Annotated in this window: 16 protein-coding genes and 1 pseudogene; 4 read left to right on the top strand and 13 right to left on the bottom strand. The window is 67.5% G+C overall.

Translation table 11 applies throughout. The annotated features are described in order from the left end of the window. Window positions 1-21: 21 nt before the first annotated feature. A complete protein-coding gene (locus QMX81_RS08945; protein ID WP_121038998.1) occupies window positions 22-1,359 on the bottom strand; it encodes an MFS transporter in 1,338 nt (445 codons plus the stop codon). Between the two features lie 199 nt (window positions 1,360-1,558). Between QMX81_RS08945 and QMX81_RS08940 the strand changes: the two genes are divergently transcribed. Both QMX81_RS08940 and QMX81_RS08935 read left to right on the top strand, forming a co-directional pair. After that, on the top strand, window positions 1,559-3,151 hold the full coding sequence (locus QMX81_RS08940) for a choline dehydrogenase (RefSeq protein ID WP_121039001.1): 1,593 nt from the start codon (window positions 1,559-1,561) through the stop codon (window positions 3,149-3,151). A gap of 166 nt (window positions 3,152-3,317) precedes the next feature. Beyond that, window positions 3,318-4,712, top strand: a complete 1,395-nt coding sequence (locus QMX81_RS08935) for a serine hydrolase domain-containing protein (RefSeq protein ID WP_121039003.1) — start codon at window positions 3,318-3,320, stop codon at window positions 4,710-4,712. Window positions 4,713-4,847: 135 nt separating this feature from the next. On the opposite strand, the gene QMX81_RS08930 is transcribed toward QMX81_RS08935, so the two are convergent. From QMX81_RS08930 to nudE, 9 genes are all read right to left on the bottom strand, one after another. Then, window positions 4,848-5,438 (bottom strand): histone, encoded by a 591-nt coding sequence (locus QMX81_RS08930; protein ID WP_121039006.1) that lies wholly within the window; start codon window positions 5,436-5,438, stop codon window positions 4,848-4,850. A gap of 925 nt (window positions 5,439-6,363) precedes the next feature. Beyond that, window positions 6,364-6,759, bottom strand: coding sequence for a glycine cleavage system protein GcvH (gcvH, locus tag QMX81_RS08925; protein WP_121039009.1), 396 nt, complete (start codon window positions 6,757-6,759; stop codon window positions 6,364-6,366). A 97-nt stretch (window positions 6,760-6,856) separates the two neighbouring features. Beyond that, window positions 6,857-7,969 (bottom strand): glycine cleavage system aminomethyltransferase GcvT, encoded by a 1,113-nt coding sequence (gcvT, locus tag QMX81_RS08920; RefSeq protein ID WP_121039012.1) that lies wholly within the window; start codon window positions 7,967-7,969, stop codon window positions 6,857-6,859. A gap of 86 nt (window positions 7,970-8,055) precedes the next feature. Next, window positions 8,056-8,487: an NfeD family protein gene (locus tag QMX81_RS08915; RefSeq protein WP_121039015.1), complete on the bottom strand. Its 432-nt coding sequence runs from the start codon at window positions 8,485-8,487 to the stop codon at window positions 8,056-8,058. Between the two features lies 1 nt (window position 8,488). After that, the gene (locus QMX81_RS08910) at window positions 8,489-9,451 is read right to left on the bottom strand and encodes an SPFH domain-containing protein (RefSeq protein WP_046272684.1); all 963 of its coding nucleotides are present in this window, start codon (window positions 9,449-9,451) and stop codon (window positions 8,489-8,491) included. A gap of 96 nt (window positions 9,452-9,547) precedes the next feature. Next, on the bottom strand, window positions 9,548-9,871 hold the full coding sequence (locus QMX81_RS08905; protein WP_121039018.1) for a YnfA family protein: 324 nt from the start codon (window positions 9,869-9,871) through the stop codon (window positions 9,548-9,550). After that, the gene (mazG, locus tag QMX81_RS08900) at window positions 9,868-10,680 is read right to left on the bottom strand and encodes a nucleoside triphosphate pyrophosphohydrolase (protein ID WP_121039021.1); all 813 of its coding nucleotides are present in this window, start codon (window positions 10,678-10,680) and stop codon (window positions 9,868-9,870) included. The genes QMX81_RS08905 and mazG overlap by 4 nt, the downstream gene beginning before the upstream one ends. A 16-nt stretch (window positions 10,681-10,696) precedes the next feature. Beyond that, window positions 10,697-11,500, bottom strand: a complete 804-nt coding sequence (gene cysQ / locus QMX81_RS08895; protein WP_121039024.1) for a 3'(2'),5'-bisphosphate nucleotidase CysQ — start codon at window positions 11,498-11,500, stop codon at window positions 10,697-10,699. Continuing rightward, entirely contained in the window at window positions 11,497-12,045 is a 549-nt protein-coding gene (gene nudE / locus QMX81_RS08890; RefSeq protein ID WP_282260714.1) for an ADP compounds hydrolase NudE, read from the bottom strand. The genes cysQ and nudE overlap by 4 nt, the downstream gene beginning before the upstream one ends. Window positions 12,046-12,095: 50 nt before the next feature. Here nudE and bioA point away from each other — a divergent pair, with 50 nt between their 5' ends. Together bioA and QMX81_RS08880 are read left to right on the top strand one after the other, a co-directional pair. Then, window positions 12,096-13,487 (top strand): adenosylmethionine--8-amino-7-oxononanoate transaminase, encoded by a 1,392-nt coding sequence (gene bioA, locus QMX81_RS08885; RefSeq protein WP_121039030.1) that lies wholly within the window; start codon window positions 12,096-12,098, stop codon window positions 13,485-13,487. Next, the gene (locus tag QMX81_RS08880; RefSeq protein ID WP_121039033.1) at window positions 13,478-14,212 is read left to right on the top strand and encodes a 16S rRNA (uracil(1498)-N(3))-methyltransferase; all 735 of its coding nucleotides are present in this window, start codon (window positions 13,478-13,480) and stop codon (window positions 14,210-14,212) included. The genes bioA and QMX81_RS08880 overlap by 10 nt, the downstream gene beginning before the upstream one ends. A 79-nt stretch (window positions 14,213-14,291) precedes the next feature. Here the strand turns inward: QMX81_RS08880 and QMX81_RS08875 are convergent, their stop codons facing one another. From QMX81_RS08875 to QMX81_RS08865, 3 genes and pseudogenes are all read right to left on the bottom strand, one after another. Further along, a complete protein-coding gene (locus tag QMX81_RS08875; RefSeq protein WP_121039036.1) occupies window positions 14,292-14,765 on the bottom strand; it encodes a chemotaxis protein CheW in 474 nt (157 codons plus the stop codon). Window positions 14,766-14,796: 31 nt separating this feature from the next. Further along, a complete protein-coding gene (locus QMX81_RS08870; protein ID WP_121039039.1) occupies window positions 14,797-16,134 on the bottom strand; it encodes a chemotaxis protein CheB in 1,338 nt (445 codons plus the stop codon). After that, window positions 16,100-20,662: pseudogene (locus tag QMX81_RS08865) on the bottom strand (Hpt domain-containing protein); the annotation flags it as partial. The gene QMX81_RS08870 and the pseudogene QMX81_RS08865, both read right to left, overlap by 35 nt. Window positions 20,663-20,751: the final 89 nt, after the last annotated feature.

The raw sequence follows: 20,751 nt of genomic DNA, 5'->3' as shown, positions 1-20,751 counted from the left end.
TCCTGGAAGACTGCAGAGAGCTTACTCCGGGCGCTCGCCCGGCAGCTTCTTTTCCTCGCGCAGAAGGCCCAATGCTGCGACGGTCATCGCCCCGGCCACGACCAGCCCACCGACGAACACAATGTGCGAACCGAACAGGGACAGCCCCTTGTGCACCCAGGCGAAGGTCAGGTCCGCACCGCGGTAGACCACGGTGTCGATCGCCGCGCCGGCCTTGTAGCGCCACTGGCGGTCCACACGGGTATAGATGGTCTCGCGCGCCGGCTTGGCCAGTGAGAACTCGCTGGCGCGGGTCATCACCTGCACCATCGCCACCATCAGCGGCAGCGGCGATGCCGCCAGGATCGAGAAGCCGATGATGATCGCCACGCCGGGAATCAACAGCGCCGGGGCGATCCCATACCGCGACAGCAGCCAGCGCGTGAATCCGAGCTGCACGATCAGGGTCAGGGTGTTCACCGCCAGGTCCACGCGCGAGAAAAACGCCGTGCTGGCCGCGGCATCGGGGTACAGCCGTCGCACGATCGAGGCCTGCTCGTTGTAGAGCATCGTGCCCACGCCCACGCCGAACAGCACCATCAGTGCCAGCCAGCGCAGCATCGGCTCACGCACGATCAGCTTCAGGCCATCGAACACACTGCCGCCCATCGGCGTTTCGCCGGAGACCAGCTGCCGCTCCTGTTCGCGTTCCACCGCCCACAGGCGCAGCCGCCAGATGCAGCCCAGGCAGATCAGCAGGAAGCCGGCCGAGACCAGCATCAGGTTGGCGATGCCGACCCGCTGCACCAGCGTCGAGGTGATGATCGGCCCCAGGAAGGCGCCGATGGTGCCAGCCGCGCCGAGGTAGCCGTAATAGGCGCGCGCCTCCACGTTGGAGAACACGTCGGCCATGAAGCTCCAGAACACCGCCACCGCGAACAGGTTGAAGACGGTGATCCAGAAGAAGAACGCCATGCCCCGCCCCGGCGCGCCGGTCTCGAACATCACGTAGAAGCCGAGCAGGGTGACGATGAAAAAGCCGTACACCGCCGGCAGGAACACCCGGCGCGGGAAGCGGCTCACCAGCACGCCGTATAGCGGCTGCAGCACCAGCATGATGAAGAACACGCAGGTGAACAGGAACTGCAGCACGAAGTCCTGCAGGGCGATCCCGTGCCCGGCGAACCACTGGATCAGCGGCAGCGGAAACACGGTCTGCAGATCCGACGAGGCCGCCATCGCTTCGCGCACCGGGCGCAGCACGTAGTAGCCGCTGAGCAGGCAGAAAAAGTAGATCGAGGCCCAGATCAGCGGCGGCGAACGCCGCCAGGCGCTCAACATGCCAGTGGCCGCCGCGCCGGTTCCGGCCGCCGCAGTCATTGCACGCTCTGCGCGGACAAAGGGCGTTGCAACGGCAACATGTGGGGAACTCCGGGCATCGAAGCGCGCAAGGTAAACGATGCACCGCAACATCGCCAGCCTCCGGCACGCCCATCGGTGCAACGCTGCGTGGCTCACCACTCAGCCCCTGCCTGCCCCAACCTGTCTTATGCTCGGTGCGCACCCGGCAAGGAGCGGCATGTACGACTACATCGTCATTGGTGCCGGCTCTGCCGGCTGCGTGCTGGCCCACCGGCTCAGCGAAGACCCGGCCTGCCGGGTGCTGCTGCTGGAAGCCGGCCCGCGCGATAGCAACCCCTTCATCCACATGCCGGCCGGGTTGGCGCGGCTGGTCAACAATCGTCGCATCAACTGGAACCTGGAGACCGAGCCGGAGCCTGCCCTGGATGGCCGTCGTCTGTGGTGGCCGCGCGGCAAGGTGCTGGGCGGCTCCAGCTCGATCAATGCGATGTGCTACATCCGCGGCGTCCCCGCCGACTACGACGGCTGGGAAGCGGGTGGCGCCATCGGCTGGGGCTGGGACCAGGTGCTGCCCTGGTTCCTGCACAGCGAGCGCAACAGCCGCGGCGCCAGCGCGCTGCACGGCGCCGCAGGACCGCTGTCGGTGTCCGACCTGCGCCACCACAACCCCCTCTCGGCCGCGTTCATCGCCGCCGCGCAGGAAGCCGGCCATCCCCACAATGCAGACTTCAACGGTGACCAGCAGCTCGGCGTAGGGCTGTACCAGGTCACCCAGCGCGACGGCGCACGGTGTTCAAGTGCGGACGCCTACCTGCGCCCGGCACGCCACCGGCGCAACCTGACGGTGCTCACCGGCGCGCAGGCGACCGCGCTGAGCTTCGAGGGCACGACGGCGACCGGCGTGCACTATCGGCGTGGCGCGCACCACCTCCACGCACGCGCGGGCGCGGAGGTGATCCTCAGCGCCGGCGCGCTCCATTCCCCCCACCTGCTGATGCTCTCCGGCATCGGCGAGGCGGACACGTTGCGCTGCCACGGCATCACCCCGCGCGTGGATCTGCCCGGTGTCGGCCGCAACCTGCAGGACCACCTGGACATCTGCACCGTCGTGCACACCACACCGGGCGTCAGCTACGACCGCAGCAACGAGCTGCGCATCGCCTTCGACTACTTCCTGCGCGGCCACCGTGGTGCCGGCACCAGCAACCTGGCCGAGGCCGGCGGCTTCGCCCGCTCGTCGCTGGCCACCGATGCGCGCGCCGACATCCAGTTCCATTTCGTCCCGGCAATGCTGGACAACCACGGCCGCCACCGGCTGCCGGGCGATGGCTATACCCTGCATGCCTGCCCGCTGCACCCACGCAGCCGCGGGCAATTGCGCCTGCGTGATGCCGATGCGCGCTCGCCGCCGCGCATCCACGCCAACTACCTGGGTGACCCCGCGGGCCACGATCTGAAGAGCATGCTTGAATGCGCCCGGCTGTCGCGCGAGATCCTGCAGCAGCCTGCGTTTGACCGCTGGCGCGGCGCGCCGGTGTTCCCCCCGCACAACGCGCTGGACGAGGCGGCACTGGAAGCCTTCATCCGGGCCAAGGCCGAGACCATCTACCACCCGGTCGGGACCTGCGCGATGGGGCAGCATGCCGAGGCGGTGGTCGATCCGGGCACCCTGCGCGTGCACGGCACCGAACGGCTGCGGGTGGTGGATGCCTCGGTGATGCCGCGCCTGGTCAGCGGGAACACCAACGCCCCGACCCTGATGATCGCTGAGCGTGCCGCTCATTGGATCCGGACCGCTGCAACTGCCTGAACAGGGGTGCGCTGGACCGCCCTTACCGCCCGGGTGACGGATCCTTTGGAGATTGGCAAAACCCGCGTATTTTCAATGCGATACGCATTCATCTTCGATTCGTTTGTGCAATCACGAAAAGCGGCGCTAGAATCGGTCACAGCAGTCGCGCACGGGCACCCATACGATGAACCAGAGCAACAGGCGCCGACCGATCCGTTCGGCGGCAACCGGGTTGTTGGGCATGTTGATGCCCATCGCCATGTCTTCCACTGCACAGACACCTGCCGCTGCGCCAGCCGGGTTCCCGGTCAACATCGAGGAATCGGCGCCGAGCGCCGCCCCGCATACCCAACCTGCCGCGTACCGCACCACGCCGGCCGGCCTGAAAGTGCAGCCGCCCGCGCAGGGCTTCAACGTGGCCTCGATCGAATCGATGGCGCAGCAGCTCACCTACGGCGAGCGCGTACCCGGCATGGCCGTTGCGATCGTCCAGGGGGGCCGCGTGCTCAGCGCGCGCGGCTACGGCGTCACCGACGTCAACAACCCGCAGCAGGTCGACGCGCACACCGTGTTCCGGCTGGCCTCGTTGTCCAAGGCTTTCGCCGGCACCATGGCCGGCCTGCTGGTCAACGACGGCACGCTGCGCTGGGACAGCAAGGTCACCGACTACGTGCCCGGCTTCCAGTTGAGCACGCCCGAAGCGACCGAGCGCCTGACCGTGGCCGATCTGCTCAGCCACCGCGTCGGCCTGCCCTACAACGCCTATGACCGCGACGTCGAAGCCAACGCCGAGTACTACACGCTCACCCACAAACTGGCGGCCACCTCGCTCAAGTGCCTGCCCGGCGACTGCTACGCCTACCAGAACGTGGCCTTCAGCCTGATTGGTGATGTGGTCTACGCCGCCTCCGGCAGCTTCTACGAACAGTCCGTCGAGCGCCGTCTGTTCAAGCCGCTGGGCATGGATGACGCCAGCCTCGGCCTGGCCGGCATCCAGGCCAGCTCGCGCTGGGCACGCCCGCATGTGCGCAGCCGCAATGGCTGGGTTGCGCTCACGCCCAAGCCCACCTACTACCGCCTCGCCCCGGCCGCCGGCGTCAACGCCAGTGCCAGCGACATGGCGCAATGGCTGCTGGCACACACCGGCCATCGCCCCGACGTCCTGCCCGCCCCGTTGCTGGCCACGCTGCATGCGAGTCTGATCAGCACCCCCGGTGAAATGCGGTCCGGCTGGCGCCGCGAGCGCCTGAACTCGGCCGGCTACGCGCTTGGCTGGCGCACCTTCGATTACGCCGGCCATGAAGTGATCTTCCACGCCGGTGCCGTCCAGGGCTATCGCGGCCTGGTCGCCCTGGTGCCCGAGCGCGACCTCGGCATTGCCATCATGTGGAACGGCGAAAGCAGCCTGCCCAGCGGCCTGCTGCCCACCGTACTGGACCAGGCGATGGGCCTGCCGACCCAGCGCTGGCTGGACGTGGACACCGACTTCGGCAGCGACAACCTGATGGCCGAGGACGCCGCCCCGCAAGGCAAGCGCAAGGGCGTCTCGTCGAACCGCGCGGTCGCATCACCGCGCTGATCCCGCCCGCACGTGGCATCGCAAAAGGCGGCCGGATGGCCGCCTTTTTTGTGGTTTTTGGTATCGCACATAAAAAAACTCCTTCCCCGCTGGGCTGCCAGGGAAGGAGTCTCAGGTACGGCTATCGGGAAAAACTCAGATCAGCGGTGCCGGGGTTGCCGGCAGTGCGACCGGCGCGGCCTTCTTCTTGCGAACGGCCGGCTTGCGCTTTGCGACCTTCTTCACTGCCTTCTTCGCGGATGCCTTCTTGGCCGGAGCCTTGCGGGCAGTCGCCTTCTTGGCGGTGGCCTTCTTGGCTACCTTGCGGGTGGCCTTTTTGGCGGTCTTTTTGGCGGTCTTCTTGGCAGCCTTCTTCGGAGCGGCCTTCTTGGCTACCTTGCGGGTCGCCTTCTTGGCCGTCTTCTTTACCGCCTTTTTCGCGGTCTTCTTGGCGGCTGCCTTCTTTGCAGTCTTCTTGACGGCCTTCTTCGCCGTCTTCTTCACTGCCTTCTTCGCGGTCTTCTTGGTGGCGGCCTTCTTTGCAGTCTTCTTCACTGCCTTCTTTGCCGTCTTTTTCACTGCTGCCTTGCGAACGGTCGCCTTCTTGGCCGCCTTCTTCACCGTCTTCTTGGCAGCCGCCTTCTTGGCTACCTTCTTCACGGCCTTCTTGGCAGTCGCCTTTTTAGCGACCTTCTTGGCTGCCTTTTTGGCGGCCGGCTTTTTCTTCGCAGCTTTCTTGGTTGCCATGGGATGGCTCCTCGTCAGTGATCTATGGAGTGGAAACGCCCAGGTAAAGCAAACCCGCCGTTGCTGCGTCGCGGGGACCGCCGTCGCGTCATGCGCGTCGTGACGGATACGGAGACACCTGCCACATGCGGCCAGGCAGATATCGGATCAGGAAGGGTCTTGCGGTTCGCTGAAGGAAGCGAAGCCATCTCCACCGTCATCGGACGCGAGGTGGATGTCCAGGTTGTGCTTCGCGACTTGATGTCGATTCTGCTCACTCTGTTCGCAGGCAAGGTCTGCTGAGGCGAAACCTAATCACGCTTTTTTTCACTGTCAACAACCCCGGCGAAAAATTTTCACACCGGCGCCCTGCGGCGCCCCCCTCTCCGAACCCGTCATCGAGCCGACGAGAGCGCCATGCCAACGCCACCGCGAACACCCCACGCAATCAAACGCTGACAACGCAGAAAAGAAAAACACTTAAAAGAAGCACTTTCGTGCAGCGACATCGCAACATCGCCGTGTACCACCCTGCAACGCCACGCGCGCATCGCATGCGATCACCCCCGCCACGGGACTCCCCGTGCGCACCTTAAACAGACCGCAAAACTTTTCACATCTGCCCGCGTTTTTTTCGACCCGATTCGCGTAACTGCGCAAACTTTTGACCGCTCGGCACCGACGCGTTCGTACCTGGCATTCGCCGTTGAGCATCGTCGCAGGTCCACCGGGAAGCCTGTTCGGCATGCCATCGGCGCGTCGGCGAAGACCAGATCACCGGCGCGCATCGGCACCGAACCGATCGTCATGAGCCGGCCGTCGCGACCACCGCCCATCGCCCGTGCACTGCAATCCTCACGCACTACTAACGCGATCGGCGCGTTCTCGACGCGCGGGCAAAAAAAAACGGCCGCACCGGGCGGCCGTTCTTCAGCGGAAACGACGATCAGTGATCTTCGTTTTCCAGCAGCTCGGCGTAGTCGTCCGGACCCAACAGGTCGTTGACTTCGTCCAGGCCAGCCACTTCGACGACATAGATCCAGCCGTCGCCGTAGGCGTCTTCGTTGATGGTTTCCGGCTTGTCGCTCAGGGCCGCATTGACCTCGACCACCGTGCCGGTGATCGGGCTGTACACGTCCGAAGCGGCCTTGACCGACTCGACCACGGCCGCCTGTTCGCCGGCCTTGACCTCCTGGCCAACCTCCGGCAGTTCAACATAGACCAGGTCGCCAAGCAGGCCTTGGGCGTGGTCGGAAATACCGACGGTGACGCGGCCGCTGCCTTCAACGCGTGCCCACTCGTGGGACTTGAGGAATTTGAGGTCGCCGGGGATCTCGCTCATGGGACTGCTCCGAGGAATATCAGGGGGGTCAAGAAACGGGGGTAGTGTAACCAACCGGCGCGGACACGAACGCGTCCGCACCGGATACATCACGGCATCAGCCGTCGATCAACACGCCAGGCTGGGCCTGGCCTTCGCGCACGAACGGGAACTTCACCACGCGCACCGGAATCTGCTTGCCGCGGATATCCACGCGAACGTCCCCCAGTTCGCCGCCAGGCACGCGGGCGAACGCGATGCCCTTGCCCAGGGTCGGCGAGAAGGTGCCGGACAGGATCTCGCCCTCGCCGCTGGCGGTGAGCACGACCTGCCCGTGACGCAGCACGCCCTTCTCATCCATGACCAGGCCGATCAGCTGGCGGGCGTTGCCGGCCGCCTTCTGCGCCTCGAGCACATCGCGCCCGATGAAGTCGCGGCCTTCGTCCAGTGCCACGGTCCACGCCAGGCCGGCTTCATAAGGCGTGATCTCCTCGTCCATGTCCTGGCCGTAGAGATTCATGCCGGCTTCCAGGCGCAGCGTATCGCGCGCACCCAGGCCGGCCGGGCGCACACCCGCAGCGCTCAGGGCATTCCAGAAGGCGACCACGGCGGTCTGCGGCAGCAGGATCTCGAAACCGTCTTCACCGGTGTAGCCGGTACGCGCCACGAACAGCGCGGTGCCGTCGGCGGTGGCGGTCTCCAGGGCGGCGAAGCGGCCCAGCTTTTCCAGCGCGGCGCGGTCGCTCTCGCCCAGCAGGCCGATCACGCGCTCGCGTGCGGTGGGGCCCTGCACGGCGATGATGGCCAGCTCTTCGCGCTCGAGGACCTCCACGTTGAAGGCGGCCGCCTGCTCGCGGATCCAGGCCAGGTCCTTTTCGCGGGTGGAGGCATTGACCACCATGCGGAAGAAATCGTCAGCCATGTAATAGACGATCAGGTCGTCGATCACGCCGCCGCGGGCATTGAGCATGCACGAGTAGAGGGCCTTGCCGGTGGCCTTGAGCTTGTCCACCGAGTTGGCCAGCAGCGTGCGCAGAAACGGCTTGACCTGCTCCCCGCGCAGATCCACCACGGTCATGTGGCTGACGTCGAACATGCCGGCATCGCTGCGCACCAGGTGGTGCTCGTCCAGCTGCGAACCGTAATGAATGGGCATGTCCCAGCCACCGAAGTCGACCATCTTGGCGCCGAGTGCGCGGTGGGTATCGTTGAGAAGCGTCTTCTGGGTCATGACCGGTTCCGGGGGAAATGAAGGCAAGCCATCATTATCCCAGAACCGTCTTCACAACGCCTGCGGCGGTGCGGGAAAACCGCGGATCAGGCCTGCTGCACCTTCAGCGTCATCCCTTCCACCGCCACCACGCGCACCGGGCTGCCGGCCGGCAGATCCGGCCCGGCGACCACCCAGAACGCATCGTCGATCTTGGCCCGGCCCTTGCCGGCCACGATGCCCTGGTCGAGCAGGACCACCCGCCCGATCAACTGCTCGGCGCGCCGGTTCAACAGCGGCTGATCACTCTGGCGATCGTGCGATCGCCCCCAGCGCCGGTAGCACTGGATGGAGACCACGCTGAGCACCACGAAGGCAACCACCTGCCACAGCAGCGGAATGTCGGCGAACACCGCGACCAGCACGAACACCGCCGCGGCGCCAATCCCGATCCACAACATGAAAGCGCCGGGCGCGAGCGCCTCGGCGGCGAACAGCACCAGTGCCAGCGCGCCCCAGGCCACCACTTCCCAGCGCATGTCAGCCCCCGATCCGCGGCGGGACGCCGCGCGTGGCTTTCTTCTCTTCCTGCTTGGCGAACGCCTCGCGCGCCAGTTCGGCCACGCCGGCGATCGAGCCGATCACGCCGCTGGCCTCCATCGGCATCAGCACCAGCTTCTGGTTCGGCGAGGTCGCCAGTTCCTTGAATGCTTCCACATACTTCTGCGCGATGAAGTAGTTGATCGCCTGCACGTCGCCCTGGGCGATCGCCTCGGAGACCATCGTGGTCGCCTTGGCCTCCGCCTCGGCCAGGCGCTCGCGCGCTTCGGCATCGCGGAAGGCGGCCTCCTTGCGGCCCTCGGCCTCCAGCACGGTGGCCTGCTTCTCGCCTTCGGCGCGCAGGATCTCGGACTGACGCGAGCCTTCGGCCTCCAGGATCTGCGCGCGCTTTTCGCGCTCGGCCTTCATCTGCCGCGCCATCGCATCGAGCAGATCGCGCGGTGGCTGGATGTCGCGGATCTCGATGCGGTTCACCTTCACGCCCCACGGGTTGGTGGCATGGTCGACCACGCTCAGCAGCTGGGCATTGATCACCTCACGCTGGCTGAGCGATTCATCCAGATCCATCGAGCCGATCACGGTGCGGATGTTGGTCTGCACCAGCGCGATCATCGCCACCTCCAGGTTGGCGACCTCGTAGGCCGCCTTGGCCGCATCGAGCACCTGGAAGAACACCACGCCATCCACGCGCACGGCGGCGTTGTCCTTGGTGATCACTTCCTGGCTCGGCACGTCCAGCACCTGCTCCATCATGTTCACCTTGCGGCCGACCCCGTACACGATCGGGATCAGGAAGTGCAGGCCGGGCGACATGGTGTGGGTGTAGCGGCCGAAGCGCTCCACGGTCCATTCGTAACCCTGCGGCACCATCCGCACCGCCTTGAAGAGGATGACAACGGCCACGAAGGCCAGCACCAGCGAGAACAGCATGGTCGGAAACATCAGGTCACTCCCTTTCCCCGGAATCGTAGGCCCGAGTATAGCCACGCCGTCTTCACGCCGGCGTCGGGGAGTGTCCTGGGTGCCCGTCAGGCAGGATCAGGCGGTGCGCGGGGCGAACATGATCACCATCATCCCGGCCAGGCACAGGCCGACGCCGAGCAGGTCCCAGCGGCTGGGACGGATGCCATCCACCAGCCACAGCCACATCAGTGCAGTGCCGATATAGACCCCGCCATAGGCGGCATAGACGCGGCCGCTGGCCGCCGGGTGCAGGGTCAGCAGCCAGGCGAACAAGGCCAGGCTGGCGGCCGCCGGCAACAGCAACCAGGCGCTGCCGTCCCTGCGCAGCCACAGCCAGGGCAGGTAGCACCCGACGATCTCGGCCACGGCGGTCAGCGCGAACAGCAGCAGCGTTTTCACGCTGCGGGTTCGCCGGCCTTGGCCTGCTGCCAGAGCGCTTCCTGTGCCTCCAGATCGAGCACGGCCATGGACTGTCCGGCCGCCTCGGCCTGGGCTTCCATCGCGCGGAAGCGCCGTTCGAATTTGTGGTTGGCCAGGCGCAGCGCGGCGCCCACATCCACCTTGGCGTGGCGGGCCAGATTGGCGCAGACGAACAGCAGATCGCCCAGCTCTTCCTGCAGGCGTGCGTGATTCTCCTCGACCGGGCCGCGCGCGAATTCCGCGGCGACTTCGTCCAGTTCCTCGCGTACCTTGTCCATCACCGGTGCAGGGCCCGGCCAGTCGAACCCTACCCGCGCCGCGCGTGCCTGCAGCTTCACCGCCCGCTGCCACTCCGGCAGGCCACGCGAGATCCCGGCCAGTGCCGAGGTATCGGTGTGGCCCTTTGCAGCACGCTCTGCGCGCTTGATCGCCTCCCAGTTGCTGTTGACGTCCTCGGCCCCGTCCACCTGGACCTGGGCGAACACGTGCGGATGGCGGCGCTCCATCTTGTCGCTGATCGCGCGGGCCACATCGGCAAACCCGAACGCCCCCTGCTCCTGCGCCATCTGCGCGTGGAAGACCACCTGCAGCAGCAGATCGCCGAGCTCATCCTTGAGGTCATCCAGATCGCCGCGGTCGATCGCATCGGCGACCTCGTAGGCTTCCTCGATGGTGTACGGCGCGATGCTGGCGAAGTCCTGCTGCAGGTCCCAGGGGCAGCCCTGCAGCGGGTCGCGCAGGCGCGCCATGATGCCCAGCAGGCGGTCCAGTTCGGGGGTGGCAGGCATCGTTGCTCCAGTCAGGTCAGGCGGGCAGCCACGCGCGCCACGGCAGGCGGGTATCGCCCAGCGCGATGAAGTCGCCGTTCAACAGGCTCTCGCGGCGGTTGTAGCGGAACGGCTTGCCGGTCTCGGCCGAGAGCACCGCGCCCCCGGCGGCGTGCAGTACGCACTGCCCGGCGGCGGTGTCCCATTCCGAGGTCGGGCCCAGCCGCGGGTAGACGTCCAACGTGCCTTCGGCCAGGCGGCAGAACTTCAGCGAGGAGCCCTGGGCGAGCACCTCGATATCGCCCATGCGGTCCAGCAGGGCCTGCGTCTGCTCGCTGCGATGCGAGCGGCTGGCGGCCACCCGCAGCGGCGCCGAGGCGGGCGTGCGGGTCCGCAGCACCGAATCGCGCATGCCGTCGCGGCGGTAGGCGAGTTCGCCGCGCATCGCATGCCAGATCTGGCCGGTGGCCGGGGCGAGCACCACGCCGAACGCCGGCGCGCCCTGGTAGATCAGCGCGATGTTGACGCTGAACTCGTCGTTGCGTTTGACGAATTCGCGGGTGCCATCCAGCGGGTCGACCAGCCAGTAAGCACCCCAGTGCTGGCGGATCTCCCATGGCACCTGCGCCGATTCCTCGGAGAGGATCGGCAGCTCCGGGGTCAGCTGCGCCAGCCCGCGCTCGATCACCTGGTTGGCGCCGAGATCGGCCGCCGTGACCGGGCTGTGGTCGGATTTGATCTCAACATCGAACGGCGTGGCATACACCGCCATGATGGCGGCGGCCGCGTCCTGGGCGATGGCGATGACGGTTTCGCGCAGATCCGTCGTGAGTTTGATCATTCCTTCCGTCCCAGCCACTCGCGGGCGATGAACAGTGCCGCCAGCGAGCGGCCTTCGGAGAAGTCCTCGCGCAGCATCAACTGGTCCAGATCGGCCAGCTTCCACGGCACGACCTCCAGTTCCTCCGGCTCATCACCGACCAGGCGCTCGGGGTACAGATCACGCGCCACCACCAGCCAGGACTGATGACTCATATAGGTGGGGGCCAGGGTCATCGCGCGCAGCACGTCGACCCGGCGGGCACCGTAACCGGCCTCTTCCTTCAACTCGCGGTCGGGGGCCTGTTCGGGGGTTTCCCCGGCATCGATGCGGCCTTTCACCAGCCCCAACTCATAACGGTGCATGCCGGCGGCGTATTCACGCACCAGCAGCACGGTCTCGTCATCGAGCATCGGCACCACCACCACCGCACCGTGGCCGCGGGTTACCAGCCGCTCGAAGCGGCGGCGTTCGCCATTGGAAAACTCCAGATCCAGATGCTGGCGCTGGAACGGCCCGCTTTCCTCGTCCGTGATCTGGTGGATGATGGGCAGGCGACGGCTCATGCGAGCATCTCTAGAATGGGTACTGGTGAAAACGTGTTCATGAGCCCGAAATGCTAGCAGACCCAGCCCCCCTCACGCTGGCCGATCAGTGGCGGCAACGCGATCTGGCCGTGCTGTGGCACCCGTGCACGCAGATGCGCGAGCATCCCGACACCCTGCCCCTGCTGCCGATCGCCCGCGGCGAAGGCCCCTGGTTGATCGACCATGACGGCCACCGCTACCTGGATGCGGTGAGCAGTTGGTGGACCAATCTGTTCGGCCATGCGCAACCGCGCATCGGCGCGGCCATCGCCCAGCAGGCCACCCAGCTGGAACAGGTGATGCTGGCCGGCTTCAGTCACGCGCCGGCGGTACAGCTGGCCGAGCGCCTGCTGGCGATCGCGCCACGCCAGGCCGGGCGTGATCCGCTGGCCAAGGTGTTCTATGCCGACAACGGCTCGGCCGGGGTCGAGGTGGCGCTGAAGATGGCCTTCCACTACTTCCGCAACCGGGGCGAGAACCACCGCACCCGGTTCGTCGCGCTGGAGAACGGTTATCACGGCGAAACCCTGGGCGCGCTGTCCGTCGGCGATATTCCCCTGTATCGGCGTGTGTATGCCCCGCTGCTGACCGAGGCGCTGTTCGCGCCCTCGCCCGATGCCTACCTGGCCGAGCCGGGCCAGAGTGCCGCCCAGCGCGCGCACCAGGCGGCCGATGCGCTGGCCACGCTGTTCGACCAGCACCCGGGCGAGATCTGCGCGGTGATCCTGGAACCGCGCCTGCAGTGTGCGGGCGGCATGCGCATGTACGACCCGGTCTATCTGCAGCGTGCGCGCGCGCTGTGCGATGCCAATGGTGCCTTCCTGATCGCCGATGAGATCGCCACCGGCTTCGGCCGCACCGGCACGATGTTCGCCTGCGAGCAGGCCGGGGTAATGCCGGACCTGCTGTGTTTGTCCAAGGGCCTGACCGGTGGTTTCCTGCCGCTGTCGGCGGTGCTGGCGACGCAGGCGCTGTACGACGCCTTCCTGGATGATTCACGCGAGCGCGCCTTCCTGCATTCGCACAGCTACACCGGCAATCCGCTGGCCTGCGCCGCCGCGCTGGCGACCCTGGACATCTTCGCCGGCGAAGACGTTATCGCACGCAACCGCAGCACCGCCGAAGTGATGCGCACGCTCGCCGCGCCATTCGCCGACCACGCGCATGTCGCCGATGTGCGGCAGGCGGGGATGGTGGTGGCCTTCGAACTGACCCGCAACGGCGACAAGCGCACACCGTTCCCGGCCGAAGCCCGGATCGGGTTGCACGCTTATAAAGCCGCGCTCAAACGCGGGGTGGTGCTGCGCCCATTGGGCAATGTGCTGTATTGGATGCCGCCGTACTGTGTAGAGGATGAACACTTGGATCTGCTTGCCCTGACCACCCTCGCCGCCATCGACGAGGCCGTCGCATGCGCGTGACCCGCAGCCATATCGACCATCCGCTGGCGGTCGGCCAGGTGCTGTCACTGCCCGAGGACGCCGCCAACCATCTGGTCCGCGTGATGCGCCTGCGCGAAGGCGACGGCTGCGTGCTGTTCAATGGCGATGGCCAGGATTACAGCGCCACGCTGGGGGCAGTGGGCAAGCGCGATGCGCAGGTGCGTATCGAGAGTGCCATCGCGCTGGACAACGAGTCGCCCTTGCACATCACCCTGCTGCAGGGCATCGCCCGCGGGGAAAAGATGGACCTGATTCTGCAGAAGGCCACCGAACTCGGTGTACAGGCCTTCATGCCGGTCAACGCCGAACGCACCGAAGTAAAGCTGGATGCGGCGCGTGCCGGGAAGCGGCTGGCGCACTGGCACAGCGTAGTGGTCTCGGCCTGTGGCCAATCCGGCCGCGCCCGCGTGCCGAGCGTGGCCGCGCCGCGATCACTGCAGGACGCCGCCAACGCGGTTCCAGCCGGGGCACTGAAGTTGACTCTGGATCCACAGGGCGAGCATCGCTTGTCGACGCTCTCGGCCGCTCCGGGCGGCGTGGTGATCGCGATCGGCCCGGAAGGCGGCTGGTCGCCGCGCGACCGCCAGGCGCTGACGGCGGCAGGCTTCCAAGGCTTGCAGCTGGGCCCGCGGGTGCTGCGCACCGAGACCGCGGGCTTAGCCGCCATCGCCGCCGTGCAGGCGCGGCTGGGCGATCTGGGCTGAAAAATAACGGGGACGGAAAAATAACGGGGACGGGGGTAGTTAATCGTGCCGATTAACTACCCCCGTCCCCGTTATTGATTTACCCCGCGACCGGGAAGGATTCGTCCAGCGCCGCTTCCAGCGCGTCCAGGTCCGGCAGCAGCGCGCTCTGCTCGCCCAGCAGCACGCGCATGTGCACGCCCTGTGGCAGGGTTTCCTCGGAGGCATCGGCCAGCAGACCGTCGCGCGGCACCGCGATCAGCTGCGGGAAGGTCTGGGTCAGCAGGGCGAAGTAGGGACGGCGCGGATTGCCGCCCAGCGCCTTGAGCACCACGACCTTGTTGTTGGCCACGACCGGCTCGTCACCCTGCCCGGACAGCCGGGCGAAGGACAGCAGCGGCACGTCCCAGCCGTGCCAGGCGATCTGCCCGACCAGCCAGGCCGGCGCATCGGGAACGGTTTCGACCGGCACCTTGGACATCATTTCGGCCACGGTGGCGTTGGGCAGCAGCACGCGTTCGTGCCCGGCCTGGATCAGGACACCGCGGATTTCGTCGTTGCTGGCGTAGCTCATGGGTTTTCCTTCAAAGGTGCGTCGGCGCCACTCAGGCGTCCACGCCCCAGCGTTCGGCGATGGTGGCGGCCAGCTGCGGCGGTTCCCCGGCGTCCTGCCCGGCCGCAACGACGGCACTGGCCGCGGTCGGGTCATAGCAGCCTTCGCCGATCTGACCGGCCACCCAGGCACCGGCGGCGGCCAGGGCGAGCACGGCGTCCACCTGGGCGGCATCCGCACCGCTGAGCAGGACCACGCCGCTGTGCGCGGCCGGCAATGCCTCGATCTGGATGCCGGCGGTATCGGCGATGAACTGCAGACCGCCCTGGCGCATGGCGATGCCGATGTCGTCCGGCAGGATGTAGGCCTGGCCGGCTTCAACCGGCTGGGCGTCCTCGGCCAGCAGCACCGGCAGTGCGGACACCCGTGCCATCTGCTTGACCAGATTGCCGTAGCGGCCGCCGTCCAGGCGCATATGCACCAGGACGGCGGTGCTCAGCGATTCGGGCAGCGCGGCCAGCAGGCGGCGCAGCGCATCCGGCCCGCCGATGCCGGCCAGGACCAGCACCGCGCCCGCGCAGCCACCGGCGGAACCGGCCTCGGGTTCGAGCTCGACCAGCGACAGACGTTCAATGCCGAAGCGCTCGGGTGCGGGCGCCGTGTCGTTGATCGACGGGGGCGCAGCGACAACACCGTCATCCTCCACCAGCGACCAACGGCTGTGATCGCCGATGGATACGGCCGCGGCGGGCGGTGCCGAGGCCGGAATGGGCGGAATCGCCGGGGCGACCGGATCGGGTTCCAGCGGCTGCAGCGCGGCCAGTGCCTCTTCCAGCGACACCGGCTCGTGCAACTCCGCCGGCGCCTGGTACAGGCCATCGGCCGGCACCTCGGCGGCCGCATCCTCGGCTTCGCGCAGATGGAACTCCAGCGGTGCGTCGGCATGCAGCTGCGCCGGGGTGACCGGCAGGCCCGGTTCGGGCTGCAGTTGCTGGTCCTGTTCCGAACCCGGCGGCAGCACGTCCTGATGGCCGTGCAGCTTGGCCACCAGATGCCGTGCCCAGCGCTGCGCTTCCCAGCCATCGCGGCGTGCAGCCAGCTCGGCTTCGTCGAAGATCACGGTCAGTGACGGCGAACCCAACACCGGATCCAACCGCTCCAGGGCGTCTTCGATCGCCGGTTCCAGCGCGATCAGGACCGCACCGGGATCGGCATCACGCAGCGCCTGCAGGTCGAGCGTGTTGGGGTCGTCCTCCAGCACGAGGCGGGCGCCGGCATGGCCGAGTGCTTCGCGCAGGCGGTCGCGTGCCGGCCCGGAACGGGCCAGCAGGGCCACCGACAACAGGGGATGGGCATCACTCGCGTGCACGGGCGATCCCCAGCAGGTCATACACGTTGCGCATCAGATCCAGTTCCTGGTACGGCTTGCCCAGGTAGCGCTGGACACCGAGTTCAAAGGCACGTTGACGGTGCTTGTCGCCGCTGCGCGACGTGATCATCACGATCGGCACACCCTGGTAGCGCGGGTCGGCGCGCATGACGCTGGCCAGCTCGTAACCGTCCATGCGCGGCATTTCGATATCCAGCAGCATCAGGTCGGGCACCCGCTCATCCAGGCGCTCCAGTGCTTCGATACCGTCACGGGCGACCGTGACCTCGAAGTTGTGGCGCTCCAGGATGCGGCCGGTGACCTTGCGCATGGTCAGCGAATCGTCGACCACCATCACCAGCGGCACATCGCGATCACTGACCTTGGCTGCAGCGGTGATCGGCTTGTGCGGGTTGGCCAGGTAGCGGCGCACCAGCGGCGCCACGTCCAGGATCACCACCACGCGGCCATCGCCGGTGATCGTCGCACCGTAGATGCCCGGCACCGAGGCGATCTGCAGGCCGACCGGCTTGACCACGATTTCGCGGTTGCCCAGCACCTGGTCGATCGCCACGGCCACGCGCAGGTCGCCGGCGCGGACCAGCAGCAGCGGTACCTGGGCCTGGCCTTCGGCGCGGGCCTGGGCCTGGCCGATCAGCGTACCCAGATCGTGCAGGGCGAATTCTTCGCCACCGTAGTGGTACCCGCCGTTGGCGGTTTCAAAGCGCTCGCGCGAGATCCGGCCGATACCACTGACCGAGGCCACCGGCACTGCAAAGGTGGTCTCGCCGATCTGCACGAACACCGCCTGGGTGACCGCCAGCGTCTGCGGCAGGCGCAGGGTGAAGGTAACGCCCTGGCCGCTGACCGAGTGGATGTCCACCGAACCACCCAGCTGGCGCACTTCGTTGTGCACCACGTCCATGCCCACGCCACGGCCGGCCAGCTGGCTGACCTGGTCGGCGGTGCTGAAGCCGGGCGAGAAGATCATCGCATCCAGTTCGGCATCGCCGAGCACGGCATCGGCGGCGATCAGGCCCCGCTGTTCGGCGCGGCGACGGATCGCCTCACGGTCCAGCCCGGCGCCATCGTCGGCCACTTCCAGCACGATTTCCGAGCCTTCGCGGCGCAGGCGGATGGCGATTTCGCCCTCGTCCGGCTTGCCCGCGGCACGGCGCTGTTCCGGGGTTTCCAGGCCATGCGCCACCGAGTTGCGCAGCATGTGTTCCAGCGGCGCGACCATGCGATCGAGCACGTTGCGATCCAGTTCGCCGTGGGTCCCTTCGAGGGTGACGTGAACCTGCTTGCCGGTGTCCTGGCCCGCCTGGCGCACGACCCGGCGCAGGCGCGGCACGAGACCATCGAACGGCACCATGCGCGCGCGCATCAGGCCGTCCTGCAGCTCCGAACTGACGCGCGACTGCTGTTGCAGCAGCACGTCGTACTGGCGCGAGAGATCATCGAGCACGCCTTGCAGACCGCCCAGATCGGCCGCCGATTCATTCAGCGCGCGGCTGAGCTGCTGCAGCGTGGAGAAGCGGTCCAGTTCCAGCGGGTCGAACGTGTGATCGGCCTGGTCCTGCTCACGCTGATAGCGCGCCACGATCTGTGCTTCGGTTTCCAGATCAAGGCGGCGCAGCTGATCGCGCAGACGGGCATTGGTGCGGTCCAGTTCGCCCATGGCGCCGCGGAAGGCACCGAGCTGCTGTTCCAGACGCGAACGGTAGATCGCCACTTCACCGGCGTGGTTGACCAGCCGGTCGAGCAGATCGGCGCGCACGCGCACCTGTTCCTGCTGCGGCCGCGGCAGACCATCTTCCTCGCTGACGGTTTCCAGCGGCACCGGTGCCGACAGCGGCGCCGCCACGAGCGCGGCGATGGCGGCCTCCACCTTGGCATCGCCGGACGGCAGCGTGTCATGGGCGGTCTCGAGCGGCTCGGGCTCGGCGCGGCCCTGGGTACGCTGCTCGAACGCGGCGATCAGGTCATCCGGCATCGCCACGGTGCGGTGCTGGCCGGTGCGGGTCAGCAACTGGTGCAGGCGATCGAACCCGCGCTCCAGCAGGTGCACGTCGCTGCGGTCGATATCGGTGCGGTTGGCCGCGACGGCCTCCAGCAGCGATTCAATGCCGTGGCCAAGATCGCCGATCGGGTTGATCCCGGCCATGCGCGCGCCACCCTTGAGGGTATGCAGGTCGCGCTGCAGGCCGGCGATCACGTCGCGGTCCTGGGGCGCGGCGCGCAGCTCGCTGATCAGGCCATCGCAGTGGTCGAGCAGGTCCTTGCCCTCTTCCACGAAGATATCGACCAGCTCCTGGTCGAGCTGGGTGAAATCGAGCGCATCGCCCGGCGCGAGGTCGTCACTGTCGGTGGACTCCACCTGGCGGGCGTCGTCGGCTTCCGGGGCGTTCGTGAAGGTTGCAGCGGGTGCGTCCTCCAGTTCGAAGAAGCGCGCCGGGGAGGCAGCGTCGGCGGAGGCATCGGGCGCCGTGGTCTCGATCGCCTCGGCGAACGCATCGGCTTCGCCGGCGTTCTCAGCCGTGGCGTCCAGACCGAGCACGCCGGTATCGGAGGCATCCGGCGCATCGACGACGGTCAAACCGTCATCCACCGCCTGCTGGGCGTCCACCACCTCGCCGAAGGCCGGCGGCGGCGGCAGGACCTCATCCAGCGCATGGGCGTCTTCGTCGCTGTCCGGATCGGTATCGCTCCAGCTGTCGTTGGCCGCGTCATCGACCGCGACCGCGTAGGCGCTGCCCTGCTCATCGTCATGGGCATGGGCATCGACATCAGCGGCGGCCGGACCGTCGGTGGTCGCCTCTGCCGAGTCGGAGCGGCTGTCGGTCGCCGTGTCTGCCACGCCTTCGGCCTCGGCCCTGGTGCTGGTGCTGGTGTCGGTGTCCGAGTTGGCGTCGGTTTCAGCGCCGACGTCGACCGGACGTTCCGGCGTGACCGGCTCGGCGAGATGATCGAAGTAGCGCGAGAGATCCTCGGCCGAGGTCAGCTCGACCGCTTCCAGGCCCGCATGCACAGACGCCAGATCCGCGTCCTCGGCTGCGACATCCGGCGAAGGCGGCGCATCTGCTGCGCGCGCGGTGTCCGGCAGCGCGGCATCGAAGTAGGCGGACAGGTCGTCCGTGCCGGTCAGCTCCATGGCGATGAGGGCATCGTCGTCGGCCTCAGCGGCCGCGCGACCGGGCTCGATCACGCTCAGGCCATCGGCATCGATCTCGGCCTGCTGCTCGCCGGTAGCCGTGGTGTCGTCGGCGGTCGCGAGCAGCGGCACGGCGTCGTCCTGCACGTCATCACCGGTCGCGGCGAACGCATCACCCTGCGCATCGGAGACCGGGGCGAACGGCCCTGCCTCGGCATGCGCATCTGCTGCTTCGACGACTTCGTATGCCTCAACGGGTTCAACGGCTTCAACGGCTTCAACGGCTTCAACGGTATCCGCGCCTGCAGCCAGGACCTCGACCGCAGCCACGTCGATGGCAGCCACGTCCACGGCATCTGCGGCCGTCGCTTCGGTTACCGCTTCCGCTTCCGCTTCCGCATCCGCTTCAGTCGCCTCGACGGACGCTTCGTCGTCCACCAGGTCAAGATCGTCCTCGACCAGTGCCGGCCAGCGCGCCTCGGGCAACGTATCGGCCAGGGCGACCAGGCGGGCCGCCAACGCGTTCTGCACGGGCACCCGCGGCGCCTCGTCCTGCAGTGCCGCCATGGTGGTGGTGATCGCGACGCTGGTCTCGGCGAGCGCGTCGATGCCCGCCGCGCTGGGCAGTGCATCGGCAGCCAGGGAGCGCTTGATATAGCTTTCCGCCGCACCGGTGACCGCCGTGATCTCCGGCACGTCGGTCATGGCGAAGGCGCCGTTCATGGTGTGCACGGCGCGCAGCAGCCCGTCGGTCACTGGCTGGGGTGCATCGGCGGCGACATCCAGCCACGCCTGCAGCGTCGCCTGATGGATCTCAACCTCGGCTTCCAGGATCTCGCGCAGCACGCTGTCGATGTTGGCCGGCGTGCTCTCGATCACCGGCGCAGCGTCAGGCGTCCCACTGTCCACGGCCGTTGCCACGGCGGCTGCAGCGGCACGCTGCAGGGGCACATGGAAGGTCTCCTCACCGGCGGCCACGCGATCGGCGATGGCCTGCATGGCCTGCAGATCGGCGGTGACACGGCTGCCATCGCGCAGCGCGGCATTGAGCTGCGGCAGCACCTCGTAGGCCTGGCCGACCAGGGCGACCACCGCCGGCGAGGCCGGGCGGCTGCCATCGAGCACGCGGTTGAGCATGCCCTCGATCTTCCAGCTGAACTCGCCCAGGGTGCGCGCACCGACCAGCCGGCCACTGCCTTTGAGCGTATGGAACACGCGGCGGATCGGGCGCAGGCGGTCCAGGTTGTCCGGCGCGATGCGCCAGGCCGGGAGCAGGTTGCCCAGGTTCACCAGTTCTTCGTCGAACTCTTCGATGAAGACCTCGCGGATGTCCTGGTCGATGTTCTCGCCATCGTCCTCGAAGCCGGCCTCGATGCTGGTGTCGTCGGCGGGCACGGCCACTGCCGGGCTCGCCGCTGCAGAGGTGGGCCGCCCCCGCCCCCGGGCCGCGCCCGGCGCGGGGGGCGGCGCCGGGGGCGTTTATA

The organism is Stenotrophomonas sp. PS02301, assembly GCF_029959485.1.
Taxonomy (GTDB): Bacteria; Pseudomonadota; Gammaproteobacteria; order Xanthomonadales; family Xanthomonadaceae; genus Stenotrophomonas; species Stenotrophomonas maltophilia_Z.
The sequence above is the reverse complement of the archived record's forward strand: the minus strand, read 5'-3'. Positions and strand labels throughout refer to the sequence as shown.

Bases quoted from the DNA above. Each gene is read 5' to 3' on its own strand.
- QMX81_RS08945 (WP_121038998.1), bottom strand. From the start codon at position 1,359: ATGACTGCGGCGGCCGGAACCGGCGCGGCGGCCACTGGCATGTTGAGC.
- QMX81_RS08940 (WP_121039001.1), top strand. From the start codon at position 1,559: ATGTACGACTACATCGTCATTGGTGCCGGCTCTGCCGGCTGCGTGCTG.
- QMX81_RS08935 (WP_121039003.1), top strand. From the start codon at position 3,318: ATGAACCAGAGCAACAGGCGCCGACCGATCCGTTCGGCGGCAACCGGG.
- QMX81_RS08930 (WP_121039006.1), bottom strand. From the start codon at position 5,438: ATGGCAACCAAGAAAGCTGCGAAGAAAAAGCCGGCCGCCAAAAAGGCA.
- gcvH (WP_121039009.1), bottom strand. From the start codon at position 6,759: ATGAGCGAGATCCCCGGCGACCTCAAATTCCTCAAGTCCCACGAGTGG.
- gcvT (WP_121039012.1), bottom strand. From the start codon at position 7,969: ATGACCCAGAAGACGCTTCTCAACGATACCCACCGCGCACTCGGCGCC.
- QMX81_RS08915 (WP_121039015.1), bottom strand. From the start codon at position 8,487: ATGCGCTGGGAAGTGGTGGCCTGGGGCGCGCTGGCACTGGTGCTGTTC.
- QMX81_RS08910 (WP_046272684.1), bottom strand. From the start codon at position 9,451: ATGTTTCCGACCATGCTGTTCTCGCTGGTGCTGGCCTTCGTGGCCGTT.
- mazG (WP_121039021.1), bottom strand. From the start codon at position 10,680: ATGCCTGCCACCCCCGAACTGGACCGCCTGCTGGGCATCATGGCGCGC.
- cysQ (WP_121039024.1), bottom strand. From the start codon at position 11,500: ATGATCAAACTCACGACGGATCTGCGCGAAACCGTCATCGCCATCGCC.
- nudE (WP_282260714.1), bottom strand. From the start codon at position 12,045: ATGAGCCGTCGCCTGCCCATCATCCACCAGATCACGGACGAGGAAAGC.
- bioA (WP_121039030.1), top strand. From the start codon at position 12,096: ATGCTAGCAGACCCAGCCCCCCTCACGCTGGCCGATCAGTGGCGGCAA.
- QMX81_RS08880 (WP_121039033.1), top strand. From the start codon at position 13,478: ATGCGCGTGACCCGCAGCCATATCGACCATCCGCTGGCGGTCGGCCAG.
- QMX81_RS08875 (WP_121039036.1), bottom strand. From the start codon at position 14,765: ATGAGCTACGCCAGCAACGACGAAATCCGCGGTGTCCTGATCCAGGCC.
- QMX81_RS08870 (WP_121039039.1), bottom strand. From the start codon at position 16,134: ATGACCTGCTGGGGATCGCCCGTGCACGCGAGTGATGCCCATCCCCTG.